Raw genomic sequence first — 13,676 nt, forward strand, 5'->3', positions numbered from 1 at the left:
AATCATAAGATGGTGACGATCAATGTCCTATTGAATTCGAGTGATACTATATCTGACGTTGAATCTGTGGTGTTAACGTCTATCACGAGTAATCAATCGGATAGCGATAACGGCGACATTGAGGCCGATTTCGGTACAGCCGCCACTTCATTCCGTTTGCGGGCTGAAAAATCACGCATCTATACCATCACGTATACAGCTACCGATAAAGCGGGGAACAAAACGGTTGAAACTGTTACCGTCACAGTACCTCATGATCAATCCGGCAATCAATAAGAAAAATTAATAGATGTAAGAAGTGATGGTTGGGGATCTAATCCCAAGCCATCACTTTTTTTTGCGTGGGCGCTGTACTCTTATCGCGCACCAGCCGCGATCCGCAAAGCCGTTTTTCAACTAAATATGAATAAACGGTTGACCTTTAGGTGTTACCATACTATAATTCCGTTTATTATTATAAATATCGAATAAGCAACGAAAAGTACTTGAGCTTTTTTTACACTGCCTCTTAGAGAAAGTAGTATAAATACGGATTAAACCGTTATACTAACAAGTGGAAACAAGTAAGTTTCTAATTAGGGTGTTACCTCGTGAAAAGCCACGTCCCTATCGTTAAAGATAGTGATGTTGCTTTTTTTATTTTTTACTTTGTTTTATAGATAATAAAGATTGGATGGATTAGCTTGCAAACAACAGAGCAATGGTCATCGAGGATTGGTTTTATTTTATCTGCAGCAGGATCGGCTATAGGAGTAGGCGCCATATGGAAGCTTCCTTATGTTACAGGTATAAGTGGGGGAGGAGCTTTCTTTCTTCTATTTATTTTATTTGTTTTGTTTATGGGTTTTCCATTGTTGTTAGCAGAGTTTGTTATCGGTAGAAGCACGCAAAAGGAAGCAATTAGTGCATATCGGAGTTTAGCTCCTAATAGTAATTGGCATTGGATCGGAAAGCTAGGGGTATTTACCAGTTTTCTTTTATTGTCTTTTTATAGTGTCATTGGTGGTTGGATTGTAATCTATTTTGCAAAAGGCTTGTTTGGCGGAATAATTAGCGAGGGAGCAGATTATAGATCCGTCTTTAACCTAACAATTGGAAATCCTACCTTGGTTATTGCAGCTCAATTTGTCTTTTTGGCTATTACAGTCTTCGTTGTAGCAAAAGGGGTTCAAAATGGTATTGAAAAAGTAAGTAAAATATTGATGCCCGCTTTATTTTTATTATTTATTGTTCTTATCATTCGCTCACTTACACTGGATAACGCTATGGAAGGCGTGAAATTTTTCCTGGCACCTGATTTCTCGAAAATCACATCTCAAAGTATTCTGTTTGCGATGGGTCAAGCTTTTTTCTCCTTAAGTGTCGGAGTATCAGTAATGGTTACTTATAGTTCCTATCTTTCAAAAAAGGAAAGCTTAATTCAACCGGCTATTTCAATCGTTACAATGAATGTATTGATTGCTTTATTAGCAGGATTGGCAATCTTTCCGGCTGTATTTTCGCTGGGTTTAGAACCATCAGAAGGACCTGGCTTGCTGTTTGTTGTATTGCCTGCTGTGTTTGATCAAATTGTTTTTGGAGAAGTTTTCTTATTAGGTTTTCTAGCCTTATTTTTATTTGCCACATTAACTTCGGCCTTTTCTATGTTAGAAATTATAGTAGCATCTATAGTGAAAGGAAAAGAGGAGAAGCGATCGAAATATGCATTTATTATTGGTGCTTTAATTTTCGTAGTAGGCATTCCCTCTGCATTATCGTATAGTGTTTTTGCTGATATTTTAATCTTCTCGAAGAGTATATTTGATTCAGCCGATTATTTAGTGAGTAATATATTAATGCCGCTTGGTGTATTTTTAATTTCTATTTTCGTACCACTTAAGATTAAGAAAAGCACGTTGCGAGAGGAACTTTTACGGCATTCTCGTCTAGGGGCTTCTGCTTTTCATATATGGTTTTTTATAATGAGGTTCGTTATTCCTATAGCAATCATCATCGTATTTCTTGATAGTACAGGCATACTTGATAAGTTTTAAGTGTTTAATAGGAGAGAAACAGAAAGCACGACTTAACCCCTTTGGATAATCACATCTAAAGGGGTTTTTGTTATATGCGCATCAAACGTTTAGATCTGATGTGGTAGCCCTTTTCTAGATGGCCTTAGTTGTTTTACTTATTAGAAATTCGGATAATGAGGTAATGAGGGCAGGGTATCAGATATGATACAATAAATGTCTTCATACAATTTCTCGAAGCAAAATAAAGGTAGGATGATTATCATATGAAAATATTGCTTGTGGAAGACGATAAAACGATCGCATCCGGACTTGAATATTCCTTACAGCAGGATCAATTTACTACCGTACTTTGTTATGATGCGGCTTCCGCAAAAAAAGTGCTGGCAGAGGAGCTCGATCAGTTCACCTTATGTATGTTTGATTTATCGCTGCCGGATGGCAGTGGTTATGAATTATGCAAAATAGTGAAGGAACGCAGCGATATCCCCGTCATTTTCTTAACGGCGATTGATGATGAGGTTAATGTTGTAATGGGTCTAGATATGGGCGCAGATGATTATATTACGAAGCCTTTTCGCATTCGCGAGCTTCTCTCACGGATCAAATCGGTGCTGCGCAGATACCAGAAGCAGACCCAGACAAAAGCAATAATTGAACTGGAAAATGTCCGGATTAATACGCTTGAAGGCAAGGTTTACAAACATAATGAGGAAGTTCCAGTAACTGCGTTAGAGTATCGCCTATTGCTTATTTTCGCTAACCATATTGGACAGGTTCTCTCCAGAAATCAGCTGCTTGAGCGGATTTGGGATGTTGCAGGTGATTTTGTAAATGATAATACATTAACGGTTTACATCAAAAGGCTGCGGGAAAAGCTGGAGGATAATCCGCAGAATCCAACGATTATTAAAACAGTACGCGGCTTAGGCTATAAGGTTGGTGATTAGCATGCTGCGTAATAGAGAGATCAACATTCAATTAGTAGTGATGTGCTCAATAAGTTTGGTGGCAATTGTCACCGCTTCTTTTATTTCACTTGCTGCTGCGGTACTCATTTTCATTACTTCTGCACTCCTAATTGGATGCAGCTTCATACATACGCGCTGGAGATATCGTGAAATAGAAAAGCTTTCGGGTTATTTGCGGCAAATCAGCGGTGGTGATTATTCACTGGATGTTCGCGATAATCAAGAAGGTGAGCTTAGTATTTTAAAAAATGATATTTATAAGGTGACTCTCAGATTGTCCGAGCATAGCTCGATCCTTCAACAAGATAAACTCAAGCTAACCGATGCTATTTCGGATATTTCTCATCAGCTCAAAACCCCGCTTACCTCCATGATGATGATGGCTGATTTATTAAGCGACGCTGATCTGCCGGTAGTCAAACGAACAGAATTCACACGAAATATCCGGATTCAGCTTGAAAGGATTGAATGGCTCGTTTCTTCTTTATTAAAGCTTTCAAAAATTGATGCAGGTACAGTACCCTTCAAAAAAAATCAAATAGCAGTACAAAAGCTTATCAATAAAGCATTAGAGTCTGTTCTAATCCCGATAGAAGTTAAGCAGCTAGCGGTGTCGATAACGGGTGAAGAAACCGTTTCTTTTGTGGGGGATTTAAATTGGACAGCTGAAGCTTTGATCAATATTTTAAAAAATGGTGTAGAGCACACACAGGAAGGCGGAAGGATCGCCATATCTTTTTCTGAAAATGCGCTGTATACGGAAATGATCATTGCTGATAATGGTAAAGGAATTCCGAAGGTGGATCTTCCTTATATATTCAAACGTTTTTATAAAGGGAAAAATGCCGGTGAGGGCAGTATCGGAATTGGTCTTGCGATGGCTCACAGTATTATAACTAGCCAAAACGGAGATATAGAAGTTCAAAGCTTGCCAGCGAGCGGCACACAGTTCCGAATTAAGTTTTATAAACAAATCGTATAAGGTTAAGTGACTAAACTGTCATTTATTAGTCACTTGATAGTCATTTTAGACAGATATACTAAAACCAACAGCAAATTAATGGAGGTTTTAAAGTGGAAATATTAAAAATAGATCATCTGTCTAAAATATACGGCAAAGGTGAAACGGCAGTAAAGGCGCTTGATGATGTTTCATTCTCAGTAAAAAAAGGTGAGTTTGTCGCCATTATTGGTCCGTCAGGCTCGGGGAAATCAACGCTACTTCATATGCTAGGCGGTGTGGATAGACCGACAAGCGGAAAGGTGCTCATTGAAAATACGGATATTTATAAATTGAATGAAACACAGCTGGCGATCTTTAGACGCAGACAAATCGGTCTTATTTATCAATTTTATAACCTTATTCCGGTTCTCACCGTTGAAGAAAATATTACACTGCCGATGCTGCTTGATGAACATAAGGTGGATAAAAAGCAATTTGATGATATCGTGAAGACGTTAAATCTACAAAGCCGCTTAGGTCATCTGCCCAATCAGCTTTCCGGCGGCCAGCAGCAAAGGGTATCAATCGGTAGAGCGCTTATTAGCAATCCAGCAATTATGCTGGCGGATGAGCCGACTGGTAATCTAGACAGTAAAAATAGCGGTGAAATTATCGATTTACTAAAAATGTTCAATAAAACCTTCAATCAGACGCTAATTGTCATTACCCATGACGAGCGAATTGCACTGCAAGCAGACCGAGTCATTGTGATTGAAGATGGGAGGATCGCCAAGGATGAGGTGGTTCGTCCATGAACATTGTAAATAAACTAACAATCAGACATTTGAAGCAAAATAAGAGACGTACGCTCGTTACGATGATTGGCGTCATCATTTCAGTCGCCATGGTAGCAGCTGTAGCAACGCTTGGCGTATCTTTTTTGAACTTAATGAAAAAGCAGGAAATTGCCAACTCGGGAGAATGGCATGTTCTGTATAAGGATGTAAATAAAGATCAGCTGGAAGCCATTCAAAAGGATGAAGAAACAAAAAGTGTTGTTATCACAAGAGATCGCGGTTATGCTCCACTAGCAGGGGCACAAAATGCAAACAAGCCTTATTTATTTATCAAGGAGTATAATGAACAAGGCTTTAAACAGTTCCCGATTGAATTAAGTGAGGGACGTTTTCCACAAGCCGAGCATGAAGTCGTTTTGTCAGACGAAATTGCCTCTAACGCTAAAGTACAATATAAAATTGGTGATCGATTAACACTTGAAGTCGGTCAACGGATTTACAAGAATAGTTTGGGTGAAGAGCAAACACTGGATCAATATACGGGATTACGTATAGACGATGAATCAACTAATGAAGTATTAAAAAACCAAATAACTGCAAGCTATACAGTTGTAGGCTTCATAAAGCGTCCCACATGGGAGTCAACATGGGCGCCCGGCTATACGGTCTTAACTTATGTAGATGAAAGCTTGATTGGCGAGGACGAAACCGTATTTGCATCTGTATCCGTAAATAAAGTGAAAAAATCCTTATACAGTCATGCGGAAAGTCTTGCAAAGACAAATAATATAGATGTAGAGTCCATTTCTTATAATAATGGCTTGCTTCGTTACTATGGTGTAACGAACAATGATGGCTTGCAAGCAACATTGTTTTCATTAAGCGTCATCATTATGGGCGTTATTATCGTTGGATCCGTCTCATTAATTTATAATGCTTTTGCAATTTCCGTCTCAGAGCGGTCTCGTCATTTAGGTATGTTATCTAGTGTTGGAGCTACGAAAAAACAGAAGAGAAACTCAGTATTTTTTGAGGGAGCTATTATTGGTGCGATTAGTATCCCCATTGGAATCATTTGTGGTTTTATCGGAATTGGGATAACATTCTGGTTCATTAATTCCACCATTCAAGGAGCGCTGGGAGTAACTGAAAAGCTATCCTTAGTCGTTACCCCCTATTCCATCCTGATTGCCTGTGTGGTTTCTATATTGACGATTTTTATATCCACTTATGTCCCGGCAATACGTGCATCTAAGATCTCTGCTATTGATGCCATTAGACAGTCAACAGATATTAAGCTTACAGGTAAGGCTGTGAAGACATCGAAGCTCATTCGTAAGATTTTCGGTATCGAAGCGGAAATTGGTTTGAAAAATTTAAAAAGAAACAAACGAAGATATCAAGCCACTGTATTTTCGCTCGTCATTAGCATCGTTCTTTTCTTAGCCGTTTCTTATTTCACTGATAATTTAAAGAAATCACTTGAGCTGTCACAGAGTGGTCTAAATTATGATATTCAAGTATCAACAGGGAGTGGAGAAATAAGTGATCGAGTATTTAACGCGATAACTACTCTGGATGATATAACTGAATACAGTGTCATGAAAGCAATATCAATGAATGCATGGATTACTGAAGCAGAAATAGCTAAAGAATTGCAAGAACAGATAAAGGTAGATCCCACTCTCTTAAAGGATGGAAAATATCGTTACTATATTACGGTCCATGCATTAGATGAAAAAAGCCTGCAAGCTTATGCCGACAAGGTGGGTGCAGACTATAAACAGCTTATTGATCCTGATCCTAAAAATTTGGCTGCCATTGTCATTGATACAGTTCCTTATGAGGATGAAGTAGCAGGGAAGTATGTTGAAACCAAAGCGGTTCATAAAAAGCTTGGTGATAGCATAGATTTGTTCGATGAAGTGTACGAAAAAGATAGTAAAACAGGATTAGAGAAGAATCATAAAAAAGTGAAAATCGCTCAATTGACAGACCAGTTCCCAATGGGAGTTAACTCAGGGGGATTAGGTGATTTAAATATCATAGTTTCTGAGCAAGTTATCAATCAGCTGGTTGAGAATAAGGATAATAGTCATATCAATACAAGGCTTTACCTAAAAAGTGCGAAACCAATGGCAACGCAGCAAGAGATCGAGGAGATGAAGGAGCCGGAAACATATATTTACAATGTATATCAGGGCAGGCAGCAGGAAGAGCAGATGATTTTATTAATGTCTGTATTCACGTATGGATTTATCCTGCTCATTACGGCGATATCAATTGCAAATATATTTAATACAATCTCGACGAGTATTTCGCTGCGTAAACGAGAATTCGCGATGCTGAAATCTGTAGGCATGACACCAAAAGGCTTTAATAAAATGATGAATTATGAAAGTATTTTTTATGGCATAAAGTCATTGCTCTACGGGCTTCCGATTAGTATAGTTGTGATGTACCTCATTCACAGGTCATTGATGAACAGCTTTAGCTATGAGTTTGTACTTCCATGGACGAGTATGATATTTGTAATTGCTGCCGTCTTTGTTATTGTTAGTGCAGCCATGCTTTACTCCAGCTCTAAAGTGAAAAAAGAAAATATTATCGATGCATTAAAGCAAGAGAGCATCTAGCATGAGAGCTAATAGGGCAGTGACTAAGCACCAAGAGGTGCGGCGGAAGGCCGATGTACTGAAGCAATTCGAAGCCTACGGTTACCAAGTCGCTTATTATTTGCTCGAGGATGAAGCGCTAGCTATGCAAGCCGCAACTAAGGCTTTAATGGAGCTTTTAAAAGATGATGCGTTTTTTCGTGAAACAGCACTTCACCAGAAACAGAAAACGAAGTGTATATGTATTAAGCATTCATTGATGATAAAAAGATCGGTGTTATAACAAAGAGGCTATCCTACGTCAGCTAATTGCTGCAGGATAGCCTCTTTGTTCATTTCTCTAATAAGAATTTTAAATCCGATCCTACTCAGCCATCTTCGTAATAATCTCAGCTATAAAGTCTTCATAGTCATTGTTGTTTAATGAGAAAACTTCTGCTCGTTTCTTCCGCGCATCTGGATGAAGCTCATCAATGGACTCCCACAGGAATACCTTCTTCATATTTTGTTCAATCTGATTTCTGTCTCCGCCATTATTCGTATAGCTATTGATGATTTCGTAATCACGAATTCCTTTTTGCAATAGTTTATATCTAAGTGTTAGCAACGGTTTGCCGTCCTTACCAGGATAAACAAAGTTGGTATCGCCAGCAGGGAAGATCGGATAATGATAAGTAATTTTATTTAATGGATCATTCGGCCATACCGTGTAATTCCATCTTAAAAAACCATCCATATTCATATAGTAAGCAAGCCAAGGAATGAGTCTGCTTTCTAGCAAATGTGAACAGATGAATGTATTAGGGATTTCAGGCCCACAACATACATAATAGGTCATATTTCCTTTAATGCTCTTTTTCAATTCCTTAATTTTCTCGAATTCATTAGCAACGCAGTTTAGAATCGGAACATAATCTAAAATGCCTTCGATTTCTTCTTCGATGAAGGATGCGTGATTAATAGCAGCTTTATATTTGAACGACGGTGCTATTTTCTTAAGCTCGTTAAGTCGAGCCGTGAACACTTCAGTATCAGATGGCTCATCTGCGATGACTCTTACTTTTTCGATCCATCCCTTATTAATAAAGTTTTGCTCAAGAGCTTGAACATATTTCTCGAAATCACTCTTTTGCTTCATATACTTAAAGGTTTTGCTGCTCTCGTCCCAATATCTGATGCGCACTGCATCGCTGTAATCTTCAATGACTCTGCCAAACCCGACATCCTCAAGAACCCAAATATTAATCAGGCCAAACACTTCAATTTCTTGGTTAATCCCATGCTTCATACCTAATTCAATATATCGATTTAAAGCATCGAAATTAAAGGACCATTCGTTATTGCTCAATCTCTTCGTTTGTACGATATTATATTCAAACATGTTAGCGGGATCGATTCTGTCGTAAGAGGAAGCTTGGCCCGACCAAGGAATTTCGGATGTGATGACCGTTAGTGCCTTTTGTCCAAGATCGGCCAAAGAAGAGATATAGTTTTCCATAATAACAAAATGCTCATCGCTCCACAGCTCAAGATCGTATTTTCTGGCAATATTAGAATTGTGCTGCCATAAGTCTAAGTTGAACGTATAGTCCTTGGCATCACTTAATGTTGTATTTACAACTTTTATTTCAAAGGTTAACGTTCTAATCAATTGTTCATCTTCAAACATGCGATGTCCTAGTACGGAGATTTCTGGCGCATACACACCTGGCTCAACATCCCTATCTATCTCAACTTCAATCCATACGGGCTGCGTTCTTCTGCCTTCTACTTTTATATAGGGCTGTTTTAAAATAATATCGGACTTTAATTGGCGATCGTCATCCTCGACAAGCCCAATCAGGTTAGCTTTAATACTGCCCTTCTTCAAGCCGGGCACTTCAACATGGACGCGAACGATATCGATCGGGCCTTTTTCATAGAAGGCAGCATCCTCGTTTACACATACCAGCATTTCCTGTTCGGAATAGACAAGGAGTTGAACAGCAGCTCTGTCATTTTTTCCGCAAACAAATGAAAGCTGCTTATTCTCGTTGAAAGGCAGATGGAAAGTGTTTAAGGCGCCGTATACATATTTGTAGCTTTCAACCTCTAAGCCTAGTGATATATTCAATTTAATACCTCCAAAGTGTTTGAGTAATTATTATTACGATTATAAGTTTTTCATGGCCTAAACCATATGTAAATTCTCCTTATAAATATGGATAATTCACGTATCTGATGAACGATATGATAGAATACAGGCAAGAGGTGACGTTATGAACTTTATAAGTGAATTTAGAATACCTGAATTAGATGACAGAGGGTTTGCTAATTTAGATGGATATCTGCTCGTGAACGCTGTAGGATTTTATGAGTTTGAATCTTATTATAAAATGTCACACAGGAAAGACGGTCGTAAGGACTTTTACCTCGCTTATAATTATTCCGGACCGATGACAGTACGCAGCAGAGGGCGAGATTATATTTTGCAGCCAGGAAGTCTTTTTCTATATCATCCAGATGAAGAGCAGTATTATGGTCATTATAATGAACAGAGGTTTTTATCCTATTGGGTGCATTTTACCGGCTACGGAGTCGATGAGCTGCTGTCTCAAGCTAAGCTTGCTGATGAACGTATCCTTTTTGTGGGAATTAACAACGATATAGTCAAAATTTTTGAGCAGATTATGAATGAATTACGTGATAAGAAGGCTGGATTTGAGCTTGCCTCGGCGTCGCTGCTTTCTTTTCTGTTTTCTATGATATCAAGGCAGATTGAGCAGGGTGTGGATATTAAGATCAACAGAAGCAGAACGGAGATTTACGAATCCATCAAATATATACACGATAACTTTTCGCAGGAAATTTACGTAAAAAGGCTCGCCGAAATTGCACACCTTAGCACTGACAGATATACAACCTTATTTAAGATGATTACAGATACGACACCCTTGCAGTACTTGAATAGATATAGGTTGCAGAAAGCATGCGAGCTCATGAAGCATACCCACTTGAATATTCAGCAAATATCAAGCCTTGTAGGTTTTGAGGATCAGCTTTATTTTAGTAGAATATTTAAAAAGCACTATCAGGTTACTCCTTCGGAGTATTTGGAGAGGCAGAGTTAATCATTTAGTCGAACATAATAGATGAGGTGCAATTGATGGAAACAAGCCTCCAGTTAAAAGTGCTCAAACAACTGATTGGAATATTAGTTCGAAGCAACTCTGATCGAGGGTTTCTTCACTATAGCGGCTGCAATAGAGTGTGCGCTGAATTAAGCTCCTTGTCCGAAAGTGCGGAGAGTCATCCAGATCGGCAATACTCAATTGATGCTCAGTTGTTAATTCTGAAAGAGATGATTAAGCTAATCTCCCATGCGGATACGTCATCGGGGATGGCTAACGATGTAATACGCGAGTGTCTCAATGCTGTAGATCAGCTTTGTCGTTCTGCCGAGGAAAATGATCAGAAATATTTTTTTGATGCCATTCTAAAGACCGTGAAAAACAAAGCCTTCAAGGACTGGGTGGAGTTTGCCTATGAATTGCTTCGCTCCTCGGTTTATTTTGTATATAATTCCAAGCAGGCGGAAAAGGTGTACGCGATGTTCCCGATTCTTGGGCCCATGTATTCTGGACAGCAATATCCTGCAATGTACATGATCACATACAGCATAATGCTAAAGTTGGATACTGCGGCTGCGGCAAATCAATATTTGATGGACCATGTTGAAGTGGACGAGCTTAGAGTCATTGCGGTAGAGAACGCTCTTCAAGAGATGCGATACAGCTTGGCGGAGCAGTTGTGTACGGATGCAATGGAGACTGAGAATGGAGGGTCCTCCGCCAATTTAAAGTGGGCGCTTTATTTAGAGCGTGTATATACGGAAACCTCAGAGACAGAAAAGCTGATCGAACTGTTTCGCAAGGTGCTGTTCCAAGGTTATTCCTCTTATTATTCCAAGCTGAAAGAGCTTTACATGAGTCAGGAGCTGTGGAATGAGGAACTAAAAGTATCTCTACTGAGTGATCTATCAAAGAAGTTGTTTCCGAATTCCTATGCATTGCTCCTTGAAGAGGAGGGAGAGTACCTTGAATTGCTGGGAGTGGTCGAACGCCAACCGTATTTGATTGAATATTTTGGGAAGCGGATTGCTGAGTCTTACCCCGGGCCGACAAGCATTATTTATGAAAAATACATTTTGCAAAAGGCAGTCGATGCCACAGACCGAAGAGGATATAAGGGTGTGTGCAAGCTGATCAAGAGCTTCTCAGACACTGGAAGCAAGCAGAATGCATTGCTCCTTCTAGAGAAGCTAATCGGTATGTATCCTCGCCGACCGGCCATGCTTGACGAGCTTACGAAACTAAAGAAAAAACTTGCCTAAGAAAATAGCTAGTTGAACGGAAAAAGGAGGAGAACTGTAACTTTACACAGCTACGATTCGCCTCCGTATTGTAAATCAGAAACTGCTGGATTCATTTATTTAAATTCGTATATATCTTATTCTGTTAAATGTGCGATGAAGGTGTAGAAAGCATGACCCAATTGTGCTTACTATCCCACTTGAGATCAAATCCGAACGTTTCTGTAATGAACCGAATAGGAACCATCGTATATCCATCTTCAATATAAGGTTCAGTATCAATTAATTGTTCTTTGCCATTTACGATGACCTTATTAGAATTAAGCGTAAGAATAACCTCTGATCCTTCATACTTTAACGTGACTTGTCTTGTTTTCCCATCCCATTTAAAATCAGCGCCTATCCATTCCAGTAACCCGCGAAGAGGAACGATGATTCTTCCCTTATTCTGAACAGGTCGAACGGGAAAGCTTTGTACCTCATCATTAATAAAAATTTTTGGTGCAGAGTATGTTTCACTACTAGATACAAAATGCTCTTTATTTGCTTTAAATTGCTGCATAAAAGCTTGTGAACGTTTGTCTAATGCGGACTCTTTTAAATAAATGACCTTCAGAGTGTTCATCTTTTCTATAGGAGACAGATCAGTAATCTCTGTATTAACTATTTCAAGCGCGTAAAGGTTTATTTGATGAACGGGCTTTAGATCATTTACTTTATTATTCGAAATATTAAGAGAGAATAGGGATTTTAAATTCATTAATGGAGATAAATCAGTGATCAGATTTCCGCTAACATTTAATGAATCGAGCTTGGATAGCTCTTCTACTCCTATTAGATCGGAAATAAAGTTATCATTCAGTTCCAGACGTTCCAGCAGATGCATATTTTTGAGCGGCTTGATATCAGATATTAAATTTGTCGCTAAATCTAATGTTTGCAGAGTTGTCATGGATTCAAGCGGCGACAAATCACTAATCCGATTACGGCTTAACGATAGCTGTACAACATTGTTTAATCCTTTAAGCGGGCTTATATCAGAAATGTAATTGTCAGTTAGATTAATCGATTTTAACTGGTGAAGTCCTGAAATGGGGCTTAGATCACTTATTTTACTGTTAACCATATATAGACTGGTCAGATTAACGGCATATTCTAATCCTTTTAAGCTCGTAATATGGTCATAGTTCGTAGAAATTTCCTTAAGGGAGGCCATATCTATAATGGTTATTTCTCCTTGAGGCTTGTGCAAGGCATTACGCACGACTTTTTCTAATATGCGATTCTCGAACTGAACTCCTGAGGGTGCAGCGTGTGTGCTTGCCTGATGAGATGCCAGAAAGCACAAACAAGTTACAAGCAATAATTTAACCGTCCAACTAAACCAATGATTTGATAACTTCATCATTTTTAAAAAACCTCCCATATATCTCCATATTGTATGGACGTTGGAATGGAGAAAAAGTTGCTTTAGATTTGATCTGTTAAATGGGTTGTGGAGAGCTTTTAAACAGAAGGACCTTCAGGCGCAATTCCTAAGTGGTTCTATTCACTGGCGTGAGAGAGTGCATGTATCGTAAAATTGATATATTGATATACTACAGAAAACAAAAGGAGAAAAATATGTGCCGAAATATAAAGACGTTATTTAACTTTGACCCACCGGCTACCGACGATGAAATCATGGCGGCCTCGCAGCAATTCGTGAGAAAGATCTCGGGCTATAACAAGCCGTCACAGGCGAATGAGGAGGCGTTTCATCGCGCTGTTGAGGAGGTGGCAATGGCCGCTCGGACTTTATTGAACACACTGGTAACCAACTCTGAATCTCGTAATCGCGAGGTGGAGATTGAACGTGCTCGCGCTAGAAATGCGAAAAGGTTTGGGGTTGAAGAGAATCAGAGTGTGACCGGTGCGCAATCTAACGGATAACGAGAAATCAATCATACAACCAATAGCAGGCTGCCGGCATTGAATCGGCAGCCTA

General features: G+C 39.0%; 12 protein-coding genes. 10 read left to right on the forward strand and 2 right to left on the reverse strand.

The window, feature by feature from the left end; all coding sequences use genetic code 11:
• Positions 1-9 precede the first annotated feature (9 nt).
• From AC0YN7_RS11690 to AC0YN7_RS11720, 7 genes are all read left to right on the forward strand, one after another.
• Entirely contained in the window at positions 10-276 is a 267-nt protein-coding gene (locus AC0YN7_RS11690) for a hypothetical protein (RefSeq protein WP_475810174.1), read from the forward strand.
• A 407-nt stretch (positions 277-683) separates the two neighbouring features.
• Positions 684-2,033, forward strand: coding sequence for a sodium-dependent transporter (locus AC0YN7_RS11695; RefSeq protein ID WP_475810175.1), 1,350 nt, complete (start codon positions 684-686; stop codon positions 2,031-2,033).
• A 245-nt stretch (positions 2,034-2,278) separates the two neighbouring features.
• Positions 2,279-2,962, forward strand: a complete 684-nt coding sequence (locus tag AC0YN7_RS11700; RefSeq protein ID WP_475810176.1) for a response regulator transcription factor — start codon at positions 2,279-2,281, stop codon at positions 2,960-2,962.
• Position 2,963: 1 nt separating this feature from the next.
• Positions 2,964-3,965 (forward strand): sensor histidine kinase, encoded by a 1,002-nt coding sequence (locus AC0YN7_RS11705; protein ID WP_475810177.1) that lies wholly within the window; start codon positions 2,964-2,966, stop codon positions 3,963-3,965.
• 92 nt (positions 3,966-4,057) lie between these two features.
• Positions 4,058-4,741, forward strand: coding sequence for an ABC transporter ATP-binding protein (locus AC0YN7_RS11710; RefSeq protein WP_054027620.1), 684 nt, complete (start codon positions 4,058-4,060; stop codon positions 4,739-4,741).
• Positions 4,738-7,359 (forward strand): ABC transporter permease, encoded by a 2,622-nt coding sequence (locus AC0YN7_RS11715; protein WP_475810178.1) that lies wholly within the window; start codon positions 4,738-4,740, stop codon positions 7,357-7,359. Before AC0YN7_RS11710 ends, AC0YN7_RS11715 begins: the two co-directional genes overlap by 4 nt.
• 1 nt (position 7,360) lies before the next feature.
• Complete coding sequence (locus AC0YN7_RS11720) at positions 7,361-7,621, forward strand: hypothetical protein (RefSeq protein WP_475810179.1); 261 nt, start codon at positions 7,361-7,363, stop codon at positions 7,619-7,621.
• 81 nt (positions 7,622-7,702) lie between these two features.
• Here AC0YN7_RS11720 and AC0YN7_RS11725 read toward each other — a convergent pair whose 3' ends face one another.
• Positions 7,703-9,451: a DUF4091 domain-containing protein gene (locus AC0YN7_RS11725; RefSeq protein ID WP_475810180.1), complete on the reverse strand. Its 1,749-nt coding sequence runs from the start codon at positions 9,449-9,451 to the stop codon at positions 7,703-7,705.
• A gap of 145 nt (positions 9,452-9,596) precedes the next feature.
• Between AC0YN7_RS11725 and AC0YN7_RS11730 the strand changes: the two genes are divergently transcribed.
• Positions 9,597-10,448 (forward strand): helix-turn-helix transcriptional regulator, encoded by an 852-nt coding sequence (locus tag AC0YN7_RS11730; RefSeq protein WP_475810181.1) that lies wholly within the window; start codon positions 9,597-9,599, stop codon positions 10,446-10,448.
• Between the two features lie 35 nt (positions 10,449-10,483).
• Positions 10,484-11,710: a hypothetical protein gene (locus AC0YN7_RS11735; RefSeq protein WP_475810182.1), complete on the forward strand. Its 1,227-nt coding sequence runs from the start codon at positions 10,484-10,486 to the stop codon at positions 11,708-11,710.
• Positions 11,711-11,834: 124 nt separating this feature from the next.
• Here the strand turns inward: AC0YN7_RS11735 and AC0YN7_RS11740 are convergent, their stop codons facing one another.
• Complete coding sequence (locus AC0YN7_RS11740; RefSeq protein WP_475810183.1) at positions 11,835-13,097, reverse strand: stalk domain-containing protein; 1,263 nt, start codon at positions 13,095-13,097, stop codon at positions 11,835-11,837.
• A gap of 215 nt (positions 13,098-13,312) precedes the next feature.
• On the opposite strand from AC0YN7_RS11740, the gene AC0YN7_RS11745 reads away from it, so the two are divergent.
• Positions 13,313-13,621 carry a DUF2277 domain-containing protein gene (locus tag AC0YN7_RS11745; protein WP_475810184.1) on the forward strand — a complete coding sequence of 103 codons (309 nt, stop codon included), beginning with the start codon at positions 13,313-13,315 and terminating at the stop codon, positions 13,619-13,621.
• Positions 13,622-13,676 lie beyond the last annotated feature (55 nt).

The organism is Paenibacillus sp. J31R122, assembly GCF_056269185.1.

Coding starts and splice junctions, on each gene's coding strand:
- AC0YN7_RS11705 (WP_475810177.1), top strand. CDS start 2,964: ATGCTGCGTAATAGAGAGATCAACATTCAATTAGTAGTGATGTGCTCA.
- AC0YN7_RS11745 (WP_475810184.1), top strand. CDS start 13,313: ATGTGCCGAAATATAAAGACGTTATTTAACTTTGACCCACCGGCTACC.
- AC0YN7_RS11690 (WP_475810174.1), top strand. CDS start 10: ATGGTGACGATCAATGTCCTATTGAATTCGAGTGATACTATATCTGAC.
- AC0YN7_RS11720 (WP_475810179.1), top strand. CDS start 7,361: ATGAGAGCTAATAGGGCAGTGACTAAGCACCAAGAGGTGCGGCGGAAG.
- AC0YN7_RS11740 (WP_475810183.1), bottom strand. CDS start 13,097: ATGATGAAGTTATCAAATCATTGGTTTAGTTGGACGGTTAAATTATTG.
- AC0YN7_RS11735 (WP_475810182.1), top strand. CDS start 10,484: ATGGAAACAAGCCTCCAGTTAAAAGTGCTCAAACAACTGATTGGAATA.
- AC0YN7_RS11730 (WP_475810181.1), top strand. CDS start 9,597: ATGAACTTTATAAGTGAATTTAGAATACCTGAATTAGATGACAGAGGG.
- AC0YN7_RS11700 (WP_475810176.1), top strand. CDS start 2,279: ATGAAAATATTGCTTGTGGAAGACGATAAAACGATCGCATCCGGACTT.
- AC0YN7_RS11715 (WP_475810178.1), top strand. CDS start 4,738: ATGAACATTGTAAATAAACTAACAATCAGACATTTGAAGCAAAATAAG.